The organism is Shewanella phaeophyticola, assembly GCF_025398315.1.
In the GTDB taxonomy this organism is placed as follows: domain Bacteria; phylum Pseudomonadota; class Gammaproteobacteria; order Enterobacterales; family Shewanellaceae; genus Shewanella; species Shewanella phaeophyticola.
Map to the genome: position 1 here is coordinate 2,142,398 of NZ_JAODOQ010000001.1, position 25,975 is coordinate 2,168,372.

Below are 25,975 nucleotides of genomic sequence, written 5' to 3' on the forward strand. Positions count from 1 at the left end.
CTGTTTTAGTTACTTTTTACGCCAAAACATCGCTGAAAGTGCGGGCAGAATAATAATTGCCCCTAACATATTTACTAAAAACATAAAGGTGAGCAAAATTCCCATGTCCATTTGGAATTTAAGATCAGAAAAGAACCAAGTGCTCACCCCAATGGCTAACGTTAATCCGGTAAAAATAACCGCACTACCACGTTCAACTAGCGCTTCAAAATAGGCTTGCTGCACTGGCATACCATTAGTCAATTTATTAGACATGGTCGATAAAATATAAATACCGTAATCGACACCAATCCCGACACCTAATGCAATCACAGGTAAGGTGCTCACTGCGAGACCAATATCAAGTAACGTCATTAACGCTTGTAGCCAATGTCGACACCACATACAAAGGGATAATCACAGCAATGGTAGCTTTAAGTGATTTAAAGCTAATTAAACATAATACGAATACAGCACCATACACGTATAGCATCATTGGTAACTGCGCTTCACTTACAGCTTCGTTTGTTGCCGCCATAACACCAACAGGATCAGAAGCCAATTTAAACTGCAAACTGTCGCTGTTTAATTGAGCGGCCACAGCTTTCACTTTTTTGACTACCACTTCAATAGTTTCTGCTTTGTGATCCTTTAAGAACAAATAAACAGGCATGACAGAACAATTACCATTGAGCAAACCTGAAGTGGTTGGCACTTGGCCTACGGCTTGAACTAAACTGGCTGTCGTGCGCGGTAGGATTTCCCAGCGAGGATTGCCTTCGTTAAAGCCCGCATTCACTTTTTTAGCCACCGACGCTAGGCTCGCAGTTGACTCAACCCCAGGCGTATTTGCCACCATCCATTCAAATTGGTCAATTTGCGTTAATACCGAATGGTAGGTACAGGCTTCAGGCGTTGCTTCAACAATCACGGTCATCACATCAGTTGTGATTGAAAAATGATCGGTAATAAAGAACGTATCTTGGTTATAACGAGAGTCTTGATGTAGTGCTGGTGCCCCACCCTGTAAGTCACCAATTTTCATCTTAGAAGACTGTTGAAACCCGATACCATAAAGTACAGCAGTTGATACTAATACAATGATGGCATATTTTGGCGTCGCAAAATTAGAGAGCCAACGCCATAAGTTTTCAATTTGCTGCGCCTTTTGTGGGTTATCCGGTTTTTTAGGTAATTCAAAATACGAAATAACCAAAGGTAACAAGATAAGGTTAGTGAGAATAATCACCGCTACACCCAACGAAGCTGAAATAGCCAGTTCACGAATAATCCCAATATCAATGGCGAGCAAGGTTAAAAATCCTACAGTGTCAGACAAGAGCGCCACACCACCAGGGACTAATAAACTGCGAAATGCTGAAGCCGAAGCCGCTTTGGTGGTTTGTCCATCAAGCACTCGGCGACGTACAGCATTAATCATCTGTACCCCGTGACTCACGCCGATGGCGAACACCAAAAATGGCACTAAAATGGACATGGGGTCTAAACCAAAACCTACTACAGTCAACAATCCAAGCTGCCAAGACACGGCAACTAAACTGCAGGCTAACGGCAGAATGGTTAACATGATGGATTTAGAAAACAGGTAAACCATGACTGCGGTAATAGCAATCGCGATTAAGAAAAACAGCAATACGCCTTTAGCGCCCTCTGCAACATCACCGGCCATTTTCGCAAAGCCAATAATATGAATCTTAATATTATCGTTTTCAAACTTGCCACGAAGCTCTTCTTCTAACTGATTAGCAAACGCAATAGTGTCAATGGGTTTGCCCGTTTGCGGGTCAAACTCCATTAATTGCGCAGAGACCATCGCTGAGGTGTAATCGTTACCAATTAACCGCCCTACGATACCTGCTTTTTCGATGTTATCGCGCACAATCTGCAAACTGTAATCATCATTACGAAAGTCTGCCGGAATAACGGCTCGCCAGCAAAACCGTCTTCGACCACTTCAGTAAACCGAGTTGAAGGTGAAAACAAAGATTTAACTTGTGAGCGTTCAACACCAGGAATAAAAAATAATTGATCATGCACATTTTTCAGTGCATCAAAAAAGACCGGATTAAAAATGTTACCACTCGTATCTTCTACCGCAACCATAATACTGTTAGCGCCACCAAAATCTTTTTGGTGTTTAGTGTAGGTTTGCATGTACGAATGATTAAGCGGGATATTTTTACTAAATGCCGCATCCATTTTTAATTGGCTAGCTTGGTAGCCTAAAAAAATCGTAATAAAAATAAACGATATGATGACCCACTTCCGATTTCGGAATAAATGAGATTCAAATCCATTGACCAGTTTTTCTAACATCTTTTCTAGCTCTATTATTGTTGTTTTAATTATCCAATCTAACCCTAAGGTTAGTTAAGCTGAAACAGTCCTTTAGAACCGGCAAACCATAACTGGCCTTTACTGTCCTTAGCAATGGCCACAATGTTCTCACCTTGACGTCGAGTGATAATTTCTGCCTTGGTATCATCAACAGACAATACAATCCCAGCATTCCCCACAAGGTAAAGATCATTATTTTGTGTTACCAATGCACCATTGATTGATGATTCAACAGGTAAATCGACCTGTTGCCAATCAGATAAACTTAAATCTGACTTAAATACATTACCACGTAACCCCATGACATAGATGTCGTTTGCAACTTGAATCGCATTAAACATCGACCCCTCATAGTCAAAATCCACTTTAGTAAATGTTTGGCCATTATCATCAGATACAGCAACCATACCTAATTCGCCGACCAACAGTAGACGGCTATCAGCAAGACGGATTAACCGATTAAAGTGTGGTAATAATGCTGCACGTTCAGACAAATAAAGTGCTTCATCTTCCGCTTTTAAATCGTTTAGATAACCGATATCTTCTTCAAATAGTAACTCTTGATGAAATTCATCAGTCCACGTTTTACCACCATCAGCGGTGCGATAAAACAATCCATAAGCCCCAACCGCAATACCGTCACTTGCGCTATAAAAACGAATATCCATAAATGGTTTTTCAATTTTGGTTGATTGCATCTGCACCGACCAGGTTTCACCGCCATCTTTTGTGTGAATAATGGTGGCATCATGGCCAACTACCCAGCCATTTAAGTCATCAAAAAAGAACACTTTGGTGAGATGTGTTATTACCGGTGTCGAGACTTGTTGCCATTGCTCGTTTTTATAAACTAAAACATTACCACGCTGGCCTACAGCAACGAGATTGTCACCGGCATTAGCGATATCAAGTAATAAAGAAGATTGAGCTAAAGGTTGAATTTGAACAGTAAGTGGATCGAGTTGGGCATCTACTGAAGCAGTATATAAACATGCACTAATCCCAATCGCCACTACACTGCGAAGCATGCTAAACGTCATACAAACTTCCTTAACAATGAAGGGGCGCTAAGCGCCCCATTTATGGCTATTAACGAATACCTGCACGTCTTAATGCATCAGGCGTAAAGTTAGATTCTGAAAGAGACGCATCAAAGTTATACATGCGGCCTTCGTTGTCTAATCCCATTGCCAAGTAACGACGTGATTGTAAGTCATGGAATACTTCTAACGTACTCCAATTTGTTAATACATCATAGTAGTTAATGGTATGTGCAACACCAACACGATATAACTCGTCACGGTTGTCGTACATGTCCGTTAATGATACCTGCCATGAATCTTCGTCAATATAGAAAACACGTGTTTTATAGATGTGACGCATGCCATCTTTCAACGTCGCTTTCACTTCCCAAACACGATGTTTTTCATAACGAGCATATTCAGGGTTAATATGACCAGGTTGTAAAATTTGGTCATACTTTAATTGGTCTGAATGCAGCTTGTAATCATTGTAAGGAATATAAACTTCTTTTTTACCAACTAGTTCCCAGTTATAACGCGAAGGCGAACCATTGAACATGTCAAAGTCATCTGTAGTTCTTAAGCCATCAGATACTGTACCTGGCGTATCAAACGCGACATTAGGCGCTTTACGAACGCGGCGTTGTCCAGTGTTATAGGTCCATGCTTGCCGAGGTAAAGCCTCTTGATCCATGGTTTCTTTTACTAACAGTGCTGTACCAGCTAATCGAGCTGGCTGAGTAACAACCTGCTTAAAGTAAAATAACGTATTTGTTTCTTTAAGTTTATCTAAAGTGATCTCTGGGCGAGTGTATTCGAAACGGATCTCTTCAGCATTTTCAACTAAAGTATATGACCCACCAGATGTTGGTGCGGCCTGGCTACGGTAAGTTTCTACATCAACACCACGATAGCGTAAAATGTGATTCCAAATGACTTCTAAACCAGAAGCAGGAATAGGGAAAGGTGTGCCAATTGTTGCCCCCGTAATACCATTACCTTGGGAAACAAGTTCGGCATTAGTCGCATTGCTCTTCGTTGCATCGTATACGTACTGAGGGACTGAAGCACTTCGACGAGTTTGATACACGTTCATTTTGTAACTGTCTGGGTAAAGCTCAAATAACTTGTTTTGCCCTGGCGTTAAAAACTCAGCGTACTGTGCTTTATTTGCATTGGTAATGGTAAATAATACTTTATCTTCTGGAAACGGATCTGGGTGATGCATTCCCTTAGTGTAGCCTGCAACCGGTTCAGTGATACCACCATCCCATGCAGGAATAGAACCATCGGCATTAGCCGCTTTTTCAGCACCTAATGGAGTTAAGCTTGTACCTAACTTGTCAGCGTCAGCTTGTGATACTTTCGCCAGCGCAGCAGGTGCACCAAGTGCCATAATCACTGCTGCCGATAATATCGTCAGTTTCTTCATTATAATTATCCTTTTAGATCGAATACTTGACGTTGAAAGAGACATAATCTCTGTCAGCCATAGCATTTGTTGTTCCTACACCACCAAAAAAGTTGTTGTAAGAAAGGTCTGCGCCCCAACGACTTTGATAATCAAAGTTCAAACCAATAGCAACTGATTTTCTGCCCTCAGTAAATAAGAACATTGGATCAGGTGTAATACCATCAACGTCGTGTGAGAATATGACTCGCGGATACATGTTCACCCCAGCAAACACGTTGTTGAAGTCAGCTTTAGCAACGATACGATATCCCCATGCAAAATCTGTCGGGAATGGATTCGTTTCTGGACCATTATGTAATGCTTCAATGATCCCTGGCATATCTGGATTACCACCAGAACGTGCTGTGCCAGGACCGCTCAAACGTAGCTCATCAAAACCAGGCATATCGTGGATCCAAACACCACCCACTTCAGCTAGCATGGTTAAGTTATCTAAACCTAACGTTGAGGCAAAATAAATGAGTGAACGTCATTTGAGCTTGAGTCGTATCACGCGTGATATATCCGTCAACAGTTTCTCCAGGATCATAAACATCCATTTGCGAAATACCATCTAGGTCATCACGTAAACCAGCATTAGCTAACTGCTGTGGCATTGCAGCGAATAGCAATTCTACATCATCAATTTGCAAAGGTTCGTCAACACGGTGAGCAATTTCACCGGCAACAGATGTGTCACCCACTAAGGTGTTAAAACTGAAACCATATAATTGGATGTCTTCAGGATACACAATTTGCGCTTTAGTGAAGGTTTCCATACTTAGCAATAAATCACGGTCAATGTTGCCGCCACTTGCAGCTAATCGGCCATAATCGCGGCCAATGGCTTCAGAGGTAAAGTTAGACGCTGTACCACTGATAATTGGACGACGGCTATGGTAGTTCATATAGTAAAAGCCAAATTCAGTTTCACCCAATTCTGGTGAGTAATACCCCAGTTTAATACCATACTGACCATCATCACTCGCTTTAGCTGAATCTTGAGTTAGCGCCACTTTAGTAGAATATGCCGTCATGTAAGCAGCATAAGCGGGATCAAAACCACTCGCAGCAGCAGCTTCATATAAACGTGAGTATTCTGAAATTAAGAAGTCTTGATTGATATCTGGGTTAGCATTAAAGCCTAACTGAGCATTTTGGTTATAACCGCCGTAGCCTGCAAAGTCATTGGTTGCAAAGTTAGAACCTGGCGTAGGTACCCAAATTTCTTGCCAATCATACTGGTAGAACGCTTCAACGTTGAGGTTATCTGTTAACCCTAAAGAAGCCCATACCATTCCCTGAGGACGAAATGCTTCTTTAAGCTCAGCACCTGGTGCGTTAAGAATGTTTAAATCTACAGCGTTAATTACCGCAATACCATGAGAGATAAGTGCACTTTCACCCCATGACACAACTTGATTACCGACACGAACACTTAATGGGTTCGCGCCATCGTTTAAATCCCAGTTGGCATAAACGAATGCATCAAGTAAACGGATATCTTTACACTGCACTTCAGACGCTTTGCTGTCTTCACAAGGGTCAAACTCTTGACCTGTAAGTGGGTCATTAAAATCATAATCTGCGTCGTTTAATTTGCGGTCGTAAAAATACATACCACGCAAAAATAAACCGTAATTTTTATATTTTAAAGACAGCTCATGCAAACCTTTAACAATTTCAGATGTGGTATCACCTTTGGCATACAACAAGTTACTCAAGTCATTGTTACTTGAGTAAGAACCTGGCTGTTCCCAAATCTCAGCCGAAGTGTATTTAGTTGAGCCAAATGCGCCGCCAAATGCTGAGTAACCAGACCAATCAAATTGTGGCTGATTTACCTTACCAATTTGACCATCCCAGTCACGGTCAGAAACGCGCCAGCTAGCACCTGCTGTCCATGTAGAATCGAATGTGCCTCGTACTTCACCCCAATCAAATGACACCGCTGATGCAGGAGCGCTCATACCGAAACATAGTGCCGACACCACCCCCAAAGCGAGTGCCGATTTGTTGAATCTTTTGTTAACAATATTCATTTTAGTTAATCTCCGTAACCTGTTGGATTAGTTGTTATAGGAATTAAAACCAACATCTTGTTAGCCCACAGGCAACACCATTGTTACAGCATTTAACTATATTGAGCAAGGTCAAAAAAAGAAAATGTTTAAGAAAATTAACGATGTCTAGCGAAAAAGCGATGAATTTTTTACAGTGATATTTGAATTATTTCTAAGAACAATCATTCAAATAATGAACAATTATCGAAAAAAGTTTATTTTCATGTACTTATAGTTTTTCATCTTGTTAACTTTACCGTTACATGAATCAATCAAACGTTTGAAGTAAATACTCTATAATTTATTGAGGGATTTAAAACTACCATCGGAATTTAACACCAATTTAAACTTTCCTTGTATACCTTGAGAGGTCAAAAATGGTCTAAAATATTTACCATTGATGTGTAACACCCTTGCATATTGATCACGCACTTGGACTTTTTCTGCAACTCCTTGGTAGTAAGGTAAAAAAGCCTCATAACTGACATTTAATGAAAAATATAATTCCACAGTATTCTCCATAAAAAAGGAGAGCAAGCTCTCCTTTTTTACTGTTAATATGGTCGCTTCATTTCGTTAAAAAGTGACCGTTACAATTCGTTTATTCAGCCAATGATTTCGTGACTTTTTCGTATAAATCTTTTGATAAATCGGGCAAGTTTTTAAGTTCTTGCAAACACTGCTTCATTAATTGTTGGCGAGAGGCATCAAATTTAGCAAATTGAATTAACGGCGTAATCATTCGTGAAGCCACTTGAGGGTTACTTTTGTTTAATTTAATCAAAATTTGAGTTAAATAGCGATAACCTTCACCATCTGCACGGTGGAATTGATAGGTGTTTGCCGAGGCAAACGCACCAATTAACGAACGCACTCTGTTTGGGTTTGAAAAACTAAAGCTGTTGTGTTTAGTTAACTGTTTAATTTGCACAATAACATCATCTGTATTGATCAATGCCTGCAATGTTAACCATTTATCCATTACCAAAGGTGTTGAATGCCACTTAGATTCAAAGTCACTCAATAATGCCGGTAAACACGTTAATTGTGCGCTTGTTGCCGCTTTTAATGCACCAAGGCAATCTGTCATATTTTGCGCATTGTAGTATTGTTTCTCAACGACACTCTCATGGACATCAGACACCTGGCACAGCAAACTTAACGCGATATTTTTAAATGCACGCGCTCCTGCTGCATCAAGCGTGCTGAGCTCACGATAGCGAGCGAGTAATTCATCTTCACAAGCACTGGCTAATTCTTCAACAACAAATTCTCTGGCTTTTTCTAAAGCATCTAAATCAACGCTATCAACCTGTTCTATCAATGCCGAGGCAGATGGAATAGACAAGATCTCAGCGACTAATGCTTGGTCAAGATTGACATCAAGTATGATACCCCTGAATGCTTCAATGACGCGGCTGTCAACGGTCATCACTTGTTGTTGCTGCAATTGAGCGATGTTGTGCCAAATGGTTTGACTAATTAATTGCACTGAAGCTTCCCAGCGCGCAACTTCGCTCGATGCATGACGCATTAAGTGAACCAGTTGATCGATGGAAAAATCATAAACCAATTTAACTGGAGCTGAAAAGTCTTGTAACAACGAAGCCGTTGGGGCATGGTTAAGGCCATCAAATACAAAGGTTTGACACGCTTTAGTGACATCAAGCACTTTATTGACTATCGATTCTCCAGTATTGTCCAGTAGTTCAAGACTGAACGGAATGTGTAAGGTTTGGCCTTTGACACCTTTAGAGACAACTTGTTGACTCACAGTTAAGTGATACTCACCTTTGTCGGCATCGTACTTATCTGTCACAGTCACAACAGGGGTACCAGCCTGGCTGTACCATCGACGGAACAAGGTTAAATCTTTGCCACTGGCATCTTGCATCGCATTGACAAAATCATCACAGGTCACCGCTTGACCGTCGTGGCGTTCAAAGTAACACTTCATTCCAGCCTGAAAGCCTTCCTCGCCTAAAATGGTGTGCATCATACGGATGACTTCAGCGCCTTTGTCATAAACAGTCACGGTATAGAAGTTGTTCATTTCTATTACACTTTCAGGACGGATCGGATGCGACATTGGCTCTGCATCTTCAGCAAACTGTTGGTTTTTCATCACGCGGATCGCCTGGATACGATTAACGGCGCGAGAGCCAACGTCTGAGCTAAATTCTTGATCTCGAAAAACGGTTAAGCCTTCTTTTAAACTCAATTGGAACCAATCACGACAAGTGACACGGTTACCGGTCCAGTTATGGAAATACTCATGCCCGACTACTGACTCAATACCGTGGTAGTCATCATCTGTGGCACTGGCTTTGTCCGCTAATACATATTTAGTGTTAAAGACGTTTAAGCCTTTATTCTCCATCGCACCCATATTGAAAAAGTCGACAGCAACGATCATATAGATATCTAAGTCGTATTCTAAACCAAAGCGGGTTTCATCCCATTTCATTGATTTTTTCAATGAGGCCATCGCATGATCGGCTTTATGTAAGTTGCCTTTATCGACAAACACTTGCAGTTTCACTTCGCGACCAGATTGCGTGGTAAAGCTGTCGTTGAGTAAATCAAAATCGCCCGCGACTAGCGCAAATAAATAGCTCGGTTTTGGGAAAGGGTCATGCCATTTAACAAAGTGACGACCTGAACGAGGCATTTCACCTTTATCAATTAAGTTACCGTTACTTAATAAAAATGGAAATGCCGCTTTATCGGCTTCAATACGAACGGTATAAATGGCCAGTACATCTGGACGGTCTAAAAAGTAGGTAATACGGCGAAAACCTTCTGCCTCACATTGAGTACAATAGGCTCCATCTGACATGTATAAGCCTTCAAGACTAGAGTTTGCTTCTGGGTCGAGTAAGCTCACTACCTCTAAATCAAATTCATTGAGTTCTGTGGCAATGAATAATTGATTGTCATGTTGACGATAATCAGCCGAACTTCCATTAAGCTTGACTGAACCTAACGATATTTGCTCACCATCTAACACAAGTTCGTGTTGGTGCTCACCGTTCCGGATCACTTTACTGGTAGTCGTTATTTTGGTGTTTTTACCATCTAAAATGACATTTAAATCAACATGGGTAATCGTGAAGGCAGGCTTTGCGTAGTCTTTTAAATGTTTTTCTTGTGCTTGACTCATACTCGATCCTTTTAAAACAAGCTCATTTTCACTTAGTAACATTGATTTTCAATATAATTAAGCATCATGATAATATTAAGAAAAAACGCGCCTTAAGCGCGTTTTTTTGTGTCATGTGACTGCTTACTTAGCAGTAGCTTTCGCCATTTTTTCAGCATCTGCCATATCAAGAGTGATATAGGCTGTTTCATCTAAAAATGCATCAGGTAGCTTACTGTCGTCAGTGGTCTCAATGTCATCAAGTGATTTAACCACTTCAAGACCTTGTTGCACTCGACGTGCGTTGGCACGGTCTAGGTGCCGTTTATCATCTAACTCGCTAGATGCAACACGCTCACTTTCAACCAATGAAATGGTCTTATCTTTGTGATGCTTTTTAAACTCATTAATGTCTTCATAAATATAGCTAAACTCAGTATCAGTACTAATACGCGCTTTGTGTTTTGCATCAAGATTACTGATTAAACTTGGGCTGATATTACCTAGCGTGTTGTATTGCGCCACAGGTACTTTATCCCAAGGTAGTGCGTTTTTCTCTTCAGACTCGCCGTATTCACCTGGCTCTAAAGCACTTGGGAAACGCAAATCTGGAGTGACACCTTTTAACTGGGTGCTACCACCATTGATGCGATAAAACTTAGCAATCGTATACTGTACATGGCCAATAGGCTTTTCGTACATATCGTAAATGCGGCCTAGGCTCTTATGTTGTTGCACAGTACCTTTACCAAAGGTTGACTCACCAACAATTAACGCACGGTCATAGTCTTGCAGGGTCGCAGCAAAAATCTCTGAGGCAGAGGCGCTGTAACGATCAACCATGACGGTTAATGGTAGCCGGTGTAAGCACTCTTGCCGTCATTATCACGGTTTTCATTCACCCTGCCATTGGCATCGCGTATTTGTACAACTGAGCACATATCAATAAATAAGCCTGTTAACAATGTTGCTTCAGTTAATGCCCCGCCGCCATTACCACGAAGGTCGATAATAATCCCTTCAACGTTATCTTGTTCAAGCTTAGTTATTTCTTTAGCAACGTCTTGTGACAAATTCATATAAAAACCAGGAATTTGAATCACGCCGACTTTACGGTTAGCGTATTGGCCTTCTGTTGGCTCAACCACTTTTGAAGTAGCGGCTCTGTCTTCTAAACGAATCTTGTCACGAGTGATAGTCACTTCAAACGTTTTTGCGTTAGCGCCACCTTTTTTAGGTAATATTTGCAGTACAACTTCACTGCCTTTTGGCCTTTAATCAAATCTACAACATCATCTAAACGCCAGCCAATAACATCGACAATGTCATTGTCTTTTTGTCCTACACCGACGATTTTATCTTCTGGCGATAACTTTTCGCTGTTAGCCGCAGGGCCTCCAGCAACCAGGCTTTTAATCACGGTATAATCATCGTCCATTTGCAACACAGCACCAATACCTTCAAGGCTTAGGTTCATCTCCATTTGGAAACGTTCTGCATTACGTGGCGACAAATAACTGGTGTGTGGCTCAACGCTGCGGGCAAAAGCGTTCATGACGCTTTGAAACACATCTTCGCTTTGGGTTTGGCTTAAACGTTTAATGGCGTTGTTGTAACGTTTCTCGAGCACTTCAACAATTTCAGGCCATTTTTTACCGGTTAACTTAAGATTTAACGCATCGTATTTAACGCGTTGCCGCCATAACTCATTCACTTCAGCTAGATCTTTTGGCCATGCGGCATCTTCGCGGTCGAACTCGTAAGCATCACCCGCTTTGGTAAAATCAAACTCTTTGTCAAGCAACGTTAGTGCATAAGCAAAACGCTCATAGCGACGCTTCTGCACTAAATCATACATAGTAAACGCTGGGCTAATGTCGCCACTGGTCACCATGTCATCAAATTGATTTTTGTACTGATTGAAGCTGGCAATATCTTGTGCGGTTAACACATTACGGCGATAGTCTAATTGCTCAAGAAAACGTGAGTAGATTTGCTCAGAAAAGGCATCGTCTAGATTAAAGCGATGATAGTGCGAGCGAGTAAACAATGTGGTTACTCGCTTGCTAGCCACTTTGTGTTGCGGCTCTTGTGCTAGCTTGGGTAACTCGCTGATTTGAATCGTTGGTGATATTGCCCACGCCGAAAAGCCGACAAATAAGCTGGCAATCGACACGGCCAAGGTAAGTTTTCGCATCAACAAGTACTCCTTAAATTTCTATAATAGTATGTGCTCTACACGTACTTTGATGGTCAAGCCAGTGTCTAACTGAACAAGCACATCTTCTTTGTTAATGTCGGTAACGACACCCGGTACAGGTGTTGCGCCTAATTTAACATTGACTCGTTGCTTTTGTTTTAACTCTTCAAGCTTTGCAGGCTCTAATTTAACAACAGGCGCAGCGACAGGTGCTGGACGTTCTTTTTTCACTGGTGCACGTTTAGGTGCGGCTTTCTTTGCAGGCTTTTTAGCTGCATTTTTTGGTGCTTGAGCTTGACGTTTAGCTTTAGCCTTTTCTTGGCTTTCTTTTAACGTTGCTTGAGCGTGATCAATATGCTCTTGCTCTAATTCACCGCATTCATTGCCATCAAGATCGATACGTTGGGCACCGGCTTTAACACCTTTGAGGTAGCGCCAGCTGCTTGTGTAACGACGTAGTGCAACACGTAATTGTGTCTTACTGACTTTAGAATCATCAGCTAACCGTTCAGCCAAGTCTTGAAATAGACCAATTTTTAATGGTTTAGTTTCACCTTCAGCAATAAAGCATAAAGGAAAGGTTTCATATAAATACGCTAATATTGCGTTGGTGTCGGTCAACTTGTCTGTTGATTCCATTTTTACTTCCACGTTAATAAAGGGACTGTTCTGCGGCAGAGTATGCCATACAGTCGTTCATCTTTCGCTAAGCTTTGTATATAAAGCTCAACGTACAAATTATCACTATCCGCCTGTTTGCTAAAGTCATTGAAACAAACCTTAACAATTTAACCAAACTTGTTATCAGCTTAAATCATCGCTGACACTGAAATCCAGTACAAATGCGTGTTGCTGCGTATTATAAAGCTCACAGCAGCGAATGCGACTATGATTTAGCCTTATTTGTTCGCTATTTAAGCAAATAAGCCAGATTCGAAACTTTTTATCATCATTTCTAGGCCAATTTGATCATCTTCATCAAAACGATTCAATAAAGGGCTGTCAATGTCTAAAACGGCAACCACTTCTTCACCTTGGCGAACTGGGATAACGATTTCAGAATTACTGGCCGAATCGCATGCAATGTGACCATCGAATGCATGGACATCGGCGACACGTTGAGTCATATTTAATTCGGCAGCGGTACCACATACACCTTTGCCCATAGCAATTCGAGTACACGCAACTTTACCTTGAAACGAGTACTAATACTAATTGTTCACCACGTTTAATGTAAAATCCTGCCCAGTTTAAATCAGCAAGGTTATCATTGAGTAATGCTGAAAAATTAGCCATTGCCGCTATTAAGTCGTCCTCACCTTCAAGTAATGCTTGGGCTTGACGATTTAATGTTTGGTAAAATTCGGTTTTCATTTTCTTTCCTTTGACACAGACGTTAATGCAGGCTGGTAGATTTACGTCGTTATTCTGTTGGCGTATTTTTCGCAGTGGTCTTTTTGACTTTGGCTGCAGGAGGGGTTTTAACCTTTACTGTGCCTTTTAGCAAGTTAGAAAGCTCATCTTTATTGTTTGCCATGTAAAATGCGAGTTGTTCGCACTTATTTTCATCAAGTTCGATGTCTGCTTGGGCTAAAAAAGGTAGCAGATTGTCGGCAATATCAAGCATCTTATCGTAGGCATCGGCCTCCTTCTTCGATGTGAATGTCATCTTTTCCACCCCTTCTCTGACCACGACAAATTGGGTAATCACTGCCATGATATAATCCTCACTGTTTTTATATACAGTGCATAGAATCTCACATAGTTAACTTATGATGCAAGTGTTCTGATTATTCTGATATTATCAAGCGGCATTGAAATTTTGTCAGGTAAGTATTAGCGACAATTATTCAAGCCAACAGATAACGAGGCAGCCGTTATAGCCTTATTTTTACTCAGCGCTTTTGATATGGATTAAACCACTTTTGATGCATGAACTTGATGATCATGATTCAATAATCTTATGCCGTTCATGTGATTTGGCAGTAAGAAAACGTGCGCTTCCTTCTAGTGCTCGAGCGCTCTGTCCTCGTTGCGATACCGCATTATATGATGCACCTTATTGCTCTATAAATGGCATGTTGGCTATGTGTGTAGCTGCACTTATTATTTTTATTCCTGCCAATTTATTACCCGTTCTTGAAATTCATTTTTTAGGCAGCATTAGAACCACCACAGTTTTTGAGGCGGCCATTGCGGTGTGGGCACAAGGTTATTGGGTTGTTGGACTGGCTGTGATGGTTGCGGCAGTGATAGCGCCAGCAGTATTGATTTTATCGATATTGACACAAGTCTTAATTGTTAAATTAAAACTACAACAATCTTTTTGGCAACGTACTTATACAAGCTTATTGAAAAACCAGGGGCTAATAGCCCAAATGACCATGTTAGAAATTTATGTGATTAGTTTTTTAGTGTCTGCTTTTCAACTGTCTGATTTCTCCGATGTGTATTTTGGCATGGGGACATTCAGTTTTACGATGTTGTTTGTGATTATTTTATTTTTACAGCGCGAATATAATCTCGAGCATATGTGGAGTTTTGTTGATGAGCACTAAACACACTTGCGAGCAGGTTGACAACGAAGTGTCGACAACCGTAAACCATACAGATACTGCTCCTGTGCATATCCAGGGAAACCAAATGGGTTTATGTTTGTGCCCTGTGTGTAAAAAACTCAATCTAACCACAAACAGTAATTGCCGCCGTTGCTACAGTAAATTAGCCACTCGAAATTATGCCAGTGTGCAACAAAGCTGGGCTTTATTGGTTACGGCAACTATTTTATTAGTTTTGGCTAATGTGTATCCTATTACCTTACTCACCAACCGCGGGGTAGTGACTAACGACACCATTTTCAGTGGTATTAGCCACTTGGTACAAACAGGCATGTTCCCCATTGCCATTATTGTGTTTACCGCCAGTATTTTAGTGCCATGGTTAAAGATTTTTGGCCTCGCGACATATTTAGCGGCCATTAGCTTTAATTTACCCATATCAAAAAGAAAACTCATGGTGGGTTTTCATGTCATTGAATGGATTGGCCGTTGGTCGATGCTTGATTTATTTGTTATTTCGTTGACGGTTGCCCTGGTTAATATGGGGCAATTACTTGACGCTAAACCCGCACCTGCAGCGACGGCTTTTGCCTTGGTGATTTTACTCACTCAATTAGCCGCCAAAGTGCTTGATACTCGTTTACTCTGGGATCGCTTGGAAAAAACATGACACAAATTGAATCACCTAAAGTTGTGAAGAAAAAATTATTCTCGCCAATTTGGTTATTGCCTGTAGTCGCGTTGATTTTAGGCGCTTGGCTTGGGGTAAAAAGTATCAAAGAATCTGGTATCGAGATTATGATCCACTTTCCTAGTGCTGCCGGTATTGATATAGGTAAAACCTTAGTCAAATACCAAGGGTTAACCGTGGGTAAAGTCTCTGATATTGGGATTGACGATGATCTTAAAGGGGTTAACGTCAAAGTGATTATGGATTATCGCGCAGACCCATTTTTAAATCAAAACACCTTATTTTGGTTAGTCAAACCCAAAGCCAGTATCACTGGTGTTGAAGGTTTAGACACTCTCTTCTCTGGTAACTATATTGCGATTCAACCCGGCGAAGGCCGCTCGACCACAGAGTTTGAAGCACAGCGTGAAGCACCAGCAATTTTGCCTGGTAGCGAAGGGATTATGGTGGAACTTAAAGCCCCTAAGCTCGGATCAATTGATGTTGGGTCTCCGGTTTTTTTCCGCCAGGTTCCAGTCGGCAGTGTAGTGAGTTACCGTTTAGACGGTAAAAAACAAATTATTATCAGTGCGTTTGTACAAGAACAGTACACCCATTTAGTGCATAAAGATTCTCGCTTTTGGAATGTGTCAGGGTTAAAAATAGATGCTTCATTAAGTGGCGTTAAAATCAACACTGAAAGTATTGCCTCAATTCTAGCCGGCGGAATTAGCTTTGATAGTGGCTCAGAAACCGTACTCGCCAAAAATGGCGATACTTATCCGTTATTTCATGACGAGCAATCGGCCATTGGAGGGATTAACGTCACCTTAACGGCCAGCAATGCTGATGATATCAGTGAAGGAACTGCGCTCGTTTATCGCGGCATTACGATTGGTCAGGTAGATAGCAAACAATTAACCGATGATGGTGTTCAATTTATAGCTCAAGTTGATCATAAATACAAAGACTTAATCACCCCTGACAGCCGTTTTTGGTTAAGTGGGGCAGAGCTTTCACTCAAATCGATGAAAAATGTCGGCCGATTAGTTACCGGCAGTGTCATCAGTGTATTACCCGGTAGCCAAAGTGCCACTGAATCAATGCAATTTGAAATAGCCGCGCAAGCGCCGGATTTGCTCACTGCAGACAAATTAGTCTTAACCGTTGAGGCAAGTACGCATACAGGTGTAAGCAATGGCGCACAAGTACGATATAAACAATTGCCGATTGGTCAAATCATTAGCGTAAACCTCAGTGAGGACTTTGATAAGGTTGAATATCAAATCGAAATCTTGCCTGAGTTTACCCGTTTAGTGACTCAAGGAAGCTTTTTTGTACCCGAAAGCGCCCTCGCCATTAACGCTTCACTAGATGGTGTTAGTGTCACTTCGCGCGATCTCACCACGATGCTTGAAGGGGCTATCAGTTTAGTGCCCGCTAAAAGTAAAACATTAGTGACGGCCAATGACACATTAACCTTATATGAATCAATTGAAGCGGCGAAAAGCCTGTTTGCTCAGCAACAAATGCGTACAATGACATTAACCAGTATCGATGGCGCAGACTTAGCTGAAGGCTCGCCAATTTACTATAAAAAAATGCAAATTGGCGCCGTAAATCAAGTCAATTGGCACGCAGAAACAGACAAGTTCACTGTTGATATCAGTATCGATAAAAAATTCACCCCCTTAATCAAACCTAATACAGTCTTTTGGCGTAATAATGCAGTTGCCATTAATGCCAGTCTTGCCGGGGTTGATATTGATGTCGCGCCGCTCAAAGGAGTGATAAATGGCAGTATTACTCTTGGGTATTTAGACACTGAATTAGCAAATGACACTCAAGCCAATTTACGGCTTTATGACAGTCAAGCATTAGCGTTAATGCAGGCAAAAGTCATCGATTTGATTTTACCTGTCAGTGCAAAAATCAAGCCTAATGCAGCCATTCGTTACCAAGGTCATCAAATCGGTGAAATCTCACAAGTTAAACTTAACCCTACATTGACCACACTTAACGCCAAAGCCTATCTTTATGGTGACTATGCTGAGCGTTTCAGTCGCGATGACAGTGAATTTTTTATCGTCGAAGCGCAAATCTCTCTTGCAGGGAATTCAGGCACCAGACACATTAATCACTGGGCCGTATATTGGTGTTATCCCTGGTAACAATACTTCCACAACAAACCAATTCACGGCATTAAATCATGCCCGCCTAGATGCTAACGTCCCAGCTGATGCCGTTAGATTTCAATTGGTAGATAATCAATTAGGGTCAATTAAGGTCGGTACGCCATTGTTTTTCCGTGGTATTAATATTGGGCAAATTGATGGTTATCAATTAGCTGACAGCGGCATCGATATTACCCTTTATGCTCATGTTAAAGCGCAATATCGCCATTTAGTGAATCAAAGCAGTCAATTTTGGGATGCATCAGGGATCAAATTAGATGTTGGGTTATTTTCTGGCGCACAATTTGAAGCCCAGTCGCTCGAAACCATTCTTGCTGGCGGCATAGCGATTGCCACGCGCGATGTAACCAATGACACTAATCGTTTATCAGCAAATGACCGTAAGCCCCTGCAACACAATATGTTGCCTGAATGGAGCCGAATGGCAACCAGTGCAAGATAAATGATTTATAGTGCTTCATTAACACAAAAGGCCGATATCACTATCGGCCTTTTTTCTTTTCATTTAATCCCGCTTCAAACAGACCCTAGCCATAAAACCAATAACACACACCAATTGCTGCACAGATCCCAGCGGCATCAGCAGCAAGACCACAACTCAGCGCATGGCGACCGTTACGAATACCTACCGAGCCGAAATAAACGGCTAACACATAAAATGTGGTTTCGGTACTGCCCTGTAAAATCGCTGCCAAGCGACCCGCAAATGAATCAACCCCATGATGATCATGGTTTCTAGCATCATGGCTCTGGCTCCTGAGCCGCTAAATGGTTTCATCAATGCTGTCGGCATCGCATCAATAAAACGCGTGTCCCAACCAAAGCCATTAATAACCGAAGCTAATACTTGTAATGCATAATCTAACGCACCAGATGCACGCAATACACCAATGGCAAGCAACATCGCAATCAGGTAAGGAATCAGCGTTATCGCCTGATTAAAGCCTTGTTTAGCCCCCTCGACAAATTCATCATAAACCGCAATTTTTCGATACCCTGCCGCCATGATAAAACTGAAAATTAATATTAATAATATGCCATTACCCAACACCATAGAGATTTGCCCAATCGCATCGACAGATAAGGTTGCTAAATAAGCAACACCCGCCATTAATGAGCCAATAATCAACCCGGCATAAGCTAACATCACACTGTTAAACAGTGATATCCGTTGAACGGTTGCTACCACTAATAAACCCACAATGGTAGAAGCGCTTGTTGCCAATAAAATAGGTAAAAACACATCAGCTGGATTGGGTGCGCCCTGCTGTGCACGATATAGAAACACCGTTACCGGCACTAAGGTGACCGAAGAAGTATTGAGCACTAAAAATAGAATTTGTGCATTTGTCGCGACGGTTTTCATAGGATTTAAACTTTGCAAATCATGCATTGCTTTTAAACCTAGCGGCGTAGCGGCGTTATCTAAGCCTAAAATGTTTGCCGTTAAGTTCATGCTGATGCTGCCATAAGCCACATGCCCACGGGGAACCTCTGGCATCAATTTAGACAACAACGGTTCAAACACCCGTGCAAACAGGCTAACGACACCGGCTTTTTCACCCACCTGCATTAAGCCCATCCACAGGGCTAATACACCAATTAACCCTAGCGAAATATCTGCAGCTAATTTGGCGCTGGCAAATAATGCCGTGACGGTTTCGCCCAAGACCTCGTTATTGCCACCAAACAATTGGATGATAATAGAAACGGCAGCCACAATAAAAAATAAAAGCCAGACCCGATTTAACACACTTAACTCCGTCACACAGTTATAATTTTTTGCATAATATACAGTATTCATAGGGATTGAGGGGCAACAATTACGTGTTATGATCGGCATAATTCTGCTAAAAAAGTGTAACTTGATTATTATGGTTCAATTAAACCCAAACTTTATCAGCCACATAGAGAAAGAACTGCCGGCTCACTTATCCATTGATGAGTTTATCTCTATTTGTGATAAACCATTACGAAAATCTATAAGGGTCAATACCTTAAAAATAACCAGTGCAGAATTTGTCCAAATAATGACTCAAGCGGGATGGCAATTATCCCCCATCCCCTGGTGCGCTGATGGTTTTTGGATTGACGGCAAGGATGATGTGCAATTAGGCAACGCCATTGAACACATACAAGGGCTATTTTATATTCAAGAAGCCAGTTCAATGCTACCGCCCACAGCATTATTTGCTGACGGGCTTAATCCAGATTTAGTGTTAGACGTAGCCTCTGCCCCTGGCTCTAAAACCACTCAAATTGCCGCTTTAATGCAAAATAAAGGCTTATTGATTGCCAATGAATATTCTGCTAGCAGAGTGAAAGTTTTACATGCCAATGTTTTGCGAATGGGCGCTAGTCATACTGCACTCACTCATTTTGATGGTCGTGTATTTGGCGAATATTTATATGAATCATTTGACGCCATTTTATTAGATGCCCCCTGTGGCGGCGAAGGTACGGTTCGTAAAGACCCTCTAGCACTAAAACATTGGGATATTAAAGATGTTACTGCAATTGGTGAAACCCAAAAAGACTTAATTGAATCGGCATTTTTAGCATTAAAACCCGGTGGCACATTGGTCTACTCAACCTGCACCTTAAGCCAATTAGAAAACCAACATATTTGCCAGCATTTACAACAAAGTTATCCTGATGCGGTTGAGTTTGTCTCTTTAGCTGATCTATTTGACGGTGCAGACAAAGCATGCACCGAAGAAGGCTTCTTACATGTTTGGCCACAGATATTCGATAGTGAAGGTTTTTTTGTCGCAAAAATCCGTAAAACGGCTTCTGTTGAACGTATCAAGAAACAACCTAAATTACAGAAAAACTTTCCTTTTACCATTGCACCAGATAAGCAACAGCACGCCCTGAAACAATACTTTGCCGATACTTTTGCAATTGATTTGCCTCAAGGTGACATCATTATGCTTCGCGATAATGAATTTTGGTTATTTCCAGCGATGTTCATGCCTTTGATTGGCAAAATGCGTTTCCAACGTATTGGTTTAAAACTCGCCGATGCGCTCAAAAAAGGCTACAAAGCCAAACATGAGGCCATTATTGCACTAACAGCTGATGCAAGTCACAACCCTCGTTGTATCGAGCTGTTAGATACACAAGCGCAAGACTATTTGATGAAGCCGGGACATTGCTAGCAATAGCTTTTCAACAGCAGTGCAAGAGCAACTAACCGAAATGGCTCAAGGAGAAATGTTAGTGAGCTACCATAATGTGGTTATCGGTGTGGTAAAACATTTAGGTCATAGGCTTAAAAATAATTTACCGCGCGATTTAGTACGCGACAATGTCAATTTGAGTTTATAAACACACAATAATATGAGCGAGATCACAGTTGTAGTGTCCCCAAACAGATCCAGATCAAACTATTTTGATTATCTTTTATGCAAAGCCAATAAACTATGACTATAATTTAGTCACAGTTCATTGAGTATTCGGTATCGACAATTAATGGACTTGTTTAATGGACTTGTTTCCACAAAAGCAAGTGTATAAGTCTGATGCCACACAGTAGCGCAAGGCTCTTAACCGAGCCCTTTCCCTAGGCCCAAAACAATTGGATCGTTTTGGGTCTTTTTTTATGTTTTTTTTACCGGCCGATTAACGTCGCAGCCTCTTTAAACAGGCTAAAGAAGTTATCTGTGGTGTATTGAGCTAAATCATCAAATTTTTCACCGCGCAATTCAGCAACAAATTCAGCAACGTCACGCACATAAGCAGGCTGATTTTCTTGGCCGCGGTGTGGCACAGGCGCTAAATAAGGTGAATCGGTTTCGACCAGTAATCTGTCTTTGGGCACTTGGCGAATAACACTACGTAGCTCTCCGGCATTTTTAAAGGTCACAATGCCAGAAACCGAAATGTAAAAACCTAAATCAATCGCTGCTTTAGCCATTTCCCAGTTTTCGGTAAAACAATGTAAAACACCGCCGACTTTATCGGCATGACCTGCTTTTAGCATATTAATGGTGTCTTCTCGTGCATCACGCGTATGAACAATTAACGGTTTGTTGACTTCAACCGCAAGTGCTATTTGCTGTTCAAAACATTGTTGCTGCAACATTTTAGTGTCATTTGAATAAAAATAGTCAAGGCCAGTTTCACCAATGGCAACCACACGTGGGTCGGTTGCAAAACGCTTAATGTCTTCAATGTTTAAACCTTCTTGTACATCTAATGGATGCACACCAGACGATAGAAACACATTATTAAACGCAGCTACTTTATCGCGCATGGCTTCAAAACCTTGCTGGCGAACGTTGACACATAATAAATAATCAACGCCTTGTGCTTTAGCGTTGTCCATTATGGTGTGAAGGCTTGCGGTATCGGGAGCCGCTTTTAGGCGGTCAAGGTGACAATGGGAATCAATTAGCATGGGTATTCTTTCACAATAGTGTTAGCAACTAAATCAGATGCGCAAGAATACCTAGCTACATAGTGCAGGTCAAATCGCTCGAGGACAGTTCGCTCGATAATAATTTTTCAATATGGTGTTTGTGGCTTTCTACATCGGTTTTAATTTTAACGCCAATACCCGCAGGACGACCACCTGAAGCACCTAATGGGTTAATCCACACCACAGTGCCTTGAAACTCATTAGCTTGTGTCGCATTAGGTAAACGATAAGAAATGGTCAACTCTTGGCCTAGGTAATGACTTTCTGTAGTCGAAATAAATAAGCCTGCCGGTTTAATAAATGGCATATATGCACGATAAAGCTTATGTATATTATCGTAGTTGACTACAAGATCGACCATAAGTAATTCTTTCTATTCCGTAAAAGAGTTAAAATTTCGTTTAGCATTATCCGTTTGTAAGCTGCTTAAACGTGAGGATATATTGTTGACATAAGGCCTGTGTATTAACGCTTGGCATGGTTTGCAGCTTTTGGCACATCTGCATCACAGTCCCCGCGAGATTCAACCAACTTACCTTGCACCAATGGATTCAATTGCATAGACGGCTTATCTTGCAACTGCATCTTACTATTACTTTTTAACACATATTGGCGTAAGTACAAATACAAAACATTAAGTGCATCAACAATTTGTTGTTCTGACAATGACAATAAACTGTTGGTTAAATGTCCTGATTGTAAACTTTGAGCCCAATCTTGTCGGTACGTTAACAATTGTTGGTAATGTTGACTCCGTAAACTCTCGGCCAAAGACAACGATTGCACCAACGACACTTAAACACCAGGTGACATCATGACTTTTACCCTGCTCATTTGCTGCAGGCAACAAATGTTGTTGAGCTAACCATTGCTGGATCTGGTGCTTGTCTGGCGCCTTAAAAGCCAACGTTTGGCAGCGGCTAGTAATAGTAGGAAGCAGTTGTGATGTTCGATTAGTTTGTAAAATCAATACCACGTCATTACCCGGTTCTTCTAATGTTTTAAGCAGAGCATTAGCTGCAGCAATATTGAGACGTTCTACATCGGTGATCAGTGCGACCCTTGCACCACCTTGCTGAGCCGTTTGAGTTAATGATTGGCACAACTGCCTAATTTGATCGACTTTAATTTGGTTCCCATCAGGTTTAACAACATGCAGATCAGGATGACTATTTGCACTTAACAATAGACAGCTTTTACATTGGCCGCAGGCGCCAACGGGAGTCAATTGTTGACACAATACCGTTTCAGCACAAGCTTTAGCAAGGATCATCCCGCCTAAAGCATTGTCGACCTTAATCAAATGAGCATGACTGTTTTTTCCGCGATAATGCACATCCACAAAACGTTGGTGCGCATCGGCTAACCATGGAAGTTGTGCTAATTGATAGTCGCTCATGTCAATAATGTCCTTTAGCGCCAGTGCTAAGCTTTATGGTGCAACATAGGTAAACGATGTTGCAATTGAAGGCGAATATCTTGATGCACTTTATCTATCGGTTGACTCGCATCAATGACAACAATACTGTCATCTTGCGCTGCCAACTGTAAATAAGTTTGTCTGGCTCGTTCAAAAAACTCAATGGCTTGCTGCTCAATCCTATCTAATTCACCGCGATTAGCTGCACGAGTAAGTCCAAGCTTTGGGTCAATATCTAAATACAGTGTAAAGTCAGGTTTAAAACCACCAAGACATGCATCGCTTACCGCTTTAACCAACGGCATTAACCCTCGGCCGCCGCCTTGATAAGCGAGAGATGATAGGTTATGACGGTCACCTAAAACCCATTGTCCCTTAGCAAGTGCCGGTTTAATCACGTTCGCAATGAGCTGAGAGCGAGCGGCATAAATAAGTAAACATTCAGCTTCATCGCAAAGTGGGTCTGTTTCGTCTGCAATTTTGACCAAATCACGCATTTTTTCGGCCAATGGTGTACCACCAGGCTCACGAGTACACACCGGTGCTTGACCGATATGTTGTTGTATTAAATCATTCACAAGAGCAATAGCACTGGATTTCCCGGCACCCTCAAGCCCTTCAATTACAATAAACTTTCCTACTTGGCTCATCATTTTCTTTTTCTCTGAAATTCATTTACCGCTTTGTTATGCGCTTTTAATGTCGATGAAAATACGTGGCTACCGTCATTACGCGATACAAAATATAAATAATTCACTTTAGCTGGGTTTGCCGCGGCAAATAACGATGCACGGCTCGGTGCCGCAATAGGGGTTGGCGGTAGTCCGTCTATTTTGTAGGTATTAAATGCCGTCGCTTCGCGCAAATCTTTGCGCGTAATGTTGCCTTTATAGCGCTCGCCCATACCATAAATCACTGTCGGGTCGGTTTGTAAACGCATGCCCTTTTTAAGGCGATTGTTAAATACCGCTGACACCCAATCACGTTCTTCTGGCTTGCCGGTTTCTTTTTCAATAATGGATGCAATAATCAATAACTCATAAGGTGAGCTTAAGGCCAAGTCTTTATCACGCCCAGCCCATGCTTGCTTGAGGCTCATTTGCATCATATCAAAACTGCGTTGCAACACAGTTTGCACGTTATCATTAGCGTGATAGTGAAACGTTTCAGGATAAAACTTACCCTCTGGTAAACCGGAGGTATCGCCATTGGCCAACAACACTTGATTAAAGTCGTCGTTACCGACAATTAACCGTTCACTTGTTGCTAACGCTTGTTGCCACTCTTTAATTGATTTCCCTTCAATTAGGGTGACACTAAATACCGCTTCTTGGCTACAATCGAATACGCTGAAACACGCTCTCGAGAGTGTCACCTGGGATAAGTTGATAATAGCCCGTTTTTATTTGTGCGAGTTTAGGTTCAAGCTTGACTAGGTACTTAACTTTCCAACTGTCTGTTATCAACGCTTGTTGTTCTAATTGTTGCGCCAATTTGATAATAGAAATGCCAGATTCCACATTTAACGTTTCGACTTGCTCAAGCTGTAAAACTTGTTTTTGAAAGACGATTAATTCGTTAACAAACCAATAGCCTGAGAGACAAACTATGGCAAATAGTGGGATTAAACTTGCCAATAAACGTGTTGTTATTGTTTTTATCATGATGGTAAATTTACACTCAAAACGTGCCTGAATCGCGACGTATGCGTCCAACGGCTAAATTGAAATTGATCAATGGTGTGCACATCAACTACACCAAATAAACTGTTAGTAATAACGATATGTTCAGCGGCCTTAATGTCGTCAAAACGCATAGGTTTAACCATCACCTCAAAGCCATCTTGTAGTAATGCATCGATAAATTGCTCGCGCATCACTCCGCTTACCCCAGCATGTGTTATTGCAGGGGTCACTACCTTGCCATCTATTATCGCAAAGATATTTGCCATTGATGATTCTATCACCCAACCATCTGTATCACACACCAGCCAATCTTGAGTATTAGCCACTAACGGTTGTGATTTAATCAGAACCTGCTCTAACCTATTAAGGTGTTTCATGCCTGCCAGTAAAGGTTGTCGAGCAAGTGCGATGGGAGATGTTGCAAGTGCTATGCCCGTTAGCTGCCATTGTTGATAATGCTCAGGGATTGGAGTGACACTGACGATTTCATTGATTTGGGTTTGCGATGGCGCTTGATAGCCACGCCCCCCTTCACCACGAGTCAGTAGTAACTTAATACAATGTTGAGGGTATTGAGTAGCTAAAGACAAGAGCTGACGAGTTAATGCATCACTTGCTTGCCAATGCATTCCTAATCGCAAACAACTTTGTTGTAAGCGCGACAGGTGATTGTCAATAAACAAAACCGCCGAAAGCTGATTGGCAGCAGTGGTGCGCATTGTAGCAAACACACCATCACCGTAAGCTAATCCGCGGTCAAAAGGACTGACTGTGCCTTGTGCTACCTGGTTAACCCAAACCAATGCC

Annotated in this window: 12 protein-coding genes and 9 pseudogenes; 4 read left to right on the plus strand and 17 right to left on the minus strand. The window is 41.6% G+C overall.

From position 1 onward, the window contains the following. Positions 1-9: 9 nt before the first annotated feature. The 10 genes and pseudogenes from N4T56_RS09965 to N4T56_RS10010 all read right to left on the minus strand — a co-directional run bounded on the left by N4T56_RS09965 (position 10) and on the right by N4T56_RS10010 (position 13,934). A pseudogene (locus tag N4T56_RS09965) lies at positions 10-2,316 on the minus strand (efflux RND transporter permease subunit). A 50-nt stretch (positions 2,317-2,366) separates the two neighbouring features. Beyond that, positions 2,367-3,377, minus strand: a complete 1,011-nt coding sequence (locus N4T56_RS09970; RefSeq protein ID WP_261733119.1) for a WD40/YVTN/BNR-like repeat-containing protein — start codon at positions 3,375-3,377, stop codon at positions 2,367-2,369. Between the two features lie 49 nt (positions 3,378-3,426). Continuing rightward, a complete protein-coding gene (locus N4T56_RS09975) occupies positions 3,427-4,791 on the minus strand; it encodes a DUF1329 domain-containing protein (protein ID WP_261733120.1) in 1,365 nt (454 codons plus the stop codon). Positions 4,792-4,804: 13 nt separating this feature from the next. After that, positions 4,805-6,854, minus strand: a pseudogene (locus N4T56_RS09980) (DUF1302 domain-containing protein). A gap of 315 nt (positions 6,855-7,169) precedes the next feature. Continuing rightward, the gene (locus tag N4T56_RS09985; protein WP_261733121.1) at positions 7,170-7,385 is read right to left on the minus strand and encodes a DUF2835 domain-containing protein; all 216 of its coding nucleotides are present in this window, start codon (positions 7,383-7,385) and stop codon (positions 7,170-7,172) included. Between the two features lie 91 nt (positions 7,386-7,476). Continuing rightward, positions 7,477-10,038 carry an aminopeptidase N gene (gene pepN, locus N4T56_RS09990; protein WP_261733122.1) on the minus strand — a complete coding sequence of 854 codons (2,562 nt, stop codon included), beginning with the start codon at positions 10,036-10,038 and terminating at the stop codon, positions 7,477-7,479. A gap of 123 nt (positions 10,039-10,161) precedes the next feature. Further along, positions 10,162-12,214: pseudogene (gene prc, locus N4T56_RS09995) on the minus strand (carboxy terminal-processing peptidase). Positions 12,215-12,235: 21 nt separating this feature from the next. Next, complete coding sequence (gene proQ / locus N4T56_RS10000; protein ID WP_261733123.1) at positions 12,236-12,856, minus strand: RNA chaperone ProQ; 621 nt, start codon at positions 12,854-12,856, stop codon at positions 12,236-12,238. 275 nt (positions 12,857-13,131) lie between these two features. Beyond that, a pseudogene (locus N4T56_RS10005) lies at positions 13,132-13,591 on the minus strand (GAF domain-containing protein). A 49-nt stretch (positions 13,592-13,640) separates the two neighbouring features. Then, positions 13,641-13,934 carry a YebG family protein gene (locus N4T56_RS10010; protein WP_238103547.1) on the minus strand — a complete coding sequence of 98 codons (294 nt, stop codon included), beginning with the start codon at positions 13,932-13,934 and terminating at the stop codon, positions 13,641-13,643. 211 nt (positions 13,935-14,145) lie between these two features. Here N4T56_RS10010 and N4T56_RS10015 point away from each other — a divergent pair, with 211 nt between their 5' ends. From N4T56_RS10015 to N4T56_RS10025, 3 genes and pseudogenes are all read left to right on the plus strand, one after another. Next, complete coding sequence (locus N4T56_RS10015; RefSeq protein WP_261734790.1) at positions 14,146-14,775, plus strand: paraquat-inducible protein A; 630 nt, start codon at positions 14,146-14,148, stop codon at positions 14,773-14,775. Between the two features lie 64 nt (positions 14,776-14,839). After that, positions 14,840-15,445, plus strand: a complete 606-nt coding sequence (locus N4T56_RS10020) for a paraquat-inducible protein A (protein WP_261734791.1) — start codon at positions 14,840-14,842, stop codon at positions 15,443-15,445. After that, positions 15,442-18,086: pseudogene (locus N4T56_RS10025) on the plus strand (MlaD family protein). The gene N4T56_RS10020 and the pseudogene N4T56_RS10025 overlap by 4 nt, the downstream one beginning before the upstream one ends. Before the next feature lie 81 nt (positions 18,087-18,167). On the opposite strand, the pseudogene N4T56_RS10030 reads toward N4T56_RS10025, so the two are convergent. Then, positions 18,168-19,393 (minus strand): annotated as a pseudogene (locus tag N4T56_RS10030) (nucleoside recognition domain-containing protein). Between the two features lie 121 nt (positions 19,394-19,514). Here N4T56_RS10030 and rsmF point away from each other — a divergent pair. Then, positions 19,515-20,970 (plus strand): annotated as a pseudogene (rsmF, locus tag N4T56_RS10035) (16S rRNA (cytosine(1407)-C(5))-methyltransferase RsmF). Between the two features lie 283 nt (positions 20,971-21,253). On the opposite strand, the gene N4T56_RS10040 reads toward rsmF, so the two are convergent. From N4T56_RS10040 to pabC, 6 genes and pseudogenes are all read right to left on the minus strand, one after another. After that, entirely contained in the window at positions 21,254-22,042 is a 789-nt protein-coding gene (locus N4T56_RS10040; protein ID WP_261733124.1) for a TatD family hydrolase, read from the minus strand. A gap of 55 nt (positions 22,043-22,097) precedes the next feature. Beyond that, positions 22,098-22,424, minus strand: coding sequence for a PilZ domain-containing protein (locus N4T56_RS10045; protein WP_188916460.1), 327 nt, complete (start codon positions 22,422-22,424; stop codon positions 22,098-22,100). A gap of 46 nt (positions 22,425-22,470) precedes the next feature. Further along, positions 22,471-23,471: pseudogene (gene holB / locus N4T56_RS10055) on the minus strand (DNA polymerase III subunit delta'). Between the two features lie 17 nt (positions 23,472-23,488). Further along, a complete protein-coding gene (gene tmk / locus N4T56_RS10060) occupies positions 23,489-24,133 on the minus strand; it encodes a dTMP kinase (protein ID WP_261734792.1) in 645 nt (214 codons plus the stop codon). After that, a pseudogene (gene mltG, locus N4T56_RS10065) lies at positions 24,133-25,144 on the minus strand (endolytic transglycosylase MltG). Before mltG ends, tmk begins: the two are co-directional and overlap by 1 nt. Continuing rightward, positions 25,144-25,971 carry an aminodeoxychorismate lyase gene (pabC, locus tag N4T56_RS10070; protein ID WP_390904117.1) on the minus strand — a complete coding sequence of 276 codons (828 nt, stop codon included), beginning with the start codon at positions 25,969-25,971 and terminating at the stop codon, positions 25,144-25,146. Before pabC ends, mltG begins: the two are co-directional and overlap by 1 nt. Positions 25,972-25,975 lie beyond the last annotated feature (4 nt).

Coding starts and splice junctions, on each gene's coding strand:
- N4T56_RS09970 (WP_261733119.1), bottom strand. CDS start 3,377: ATGACGTTTAGCATGCTTCGCAGTGTAGTGGCGATTGGGATTAGTGCA.
- N4T56_RS09975 (WP_261733120.1), bottom strand. CDS start 4,791: ATGAAGAAACTGACGATATTATCGGCAGCAGTGATTATGGCACTTGGT.
- pepN (WP_261733122.1), bottom strand. CDS start 10,038: ATGAGTCAAGCACAAGAAAAACATTTAAAAGACTACGCAAAGCCTGCC.
- proQ (WP_261733123.1), bottom strand. CDS start 12,856: ATGGAATCAACAGACAAGTTGACCGACACCAACGCAATATTAGCGTAT.
- N4T56_RS10010 (WP_238103547.1), bottom strand. CDS start 13,934: ATGGCAGTGATTACCCAATTTGTCGTGGTCAGAGAAGGGGTGGAAAAG.
- N4T56_RS10015 (WP_261734790.1), top strand. CDS start 14,146: ATGCATGAACTTGATGATCATGATTCAATAATCTTATGCCGTTCATGT.
- N4T56_RS10040 (WP_261733124.1), bottom strand. CDS start 22,042: ATGCTAATTGATTCCCATTGTCACCTTGACCGCCTAAAAGCGGCTCCC.
- N4T56_RS10045 (WP_188916460.1), bottom strand. CDS start 22,424: ATGGTCGATCTTGTAGTCAACTACGATAATATACATAAGCTTTATCGT.
- tmk (WP_261734792.1), bottom strand. CDS start 24,133: ATGAGCCAAGTAGGAAAGTTTATTGTAATTGAAGGGCTTGAGGGTGCC.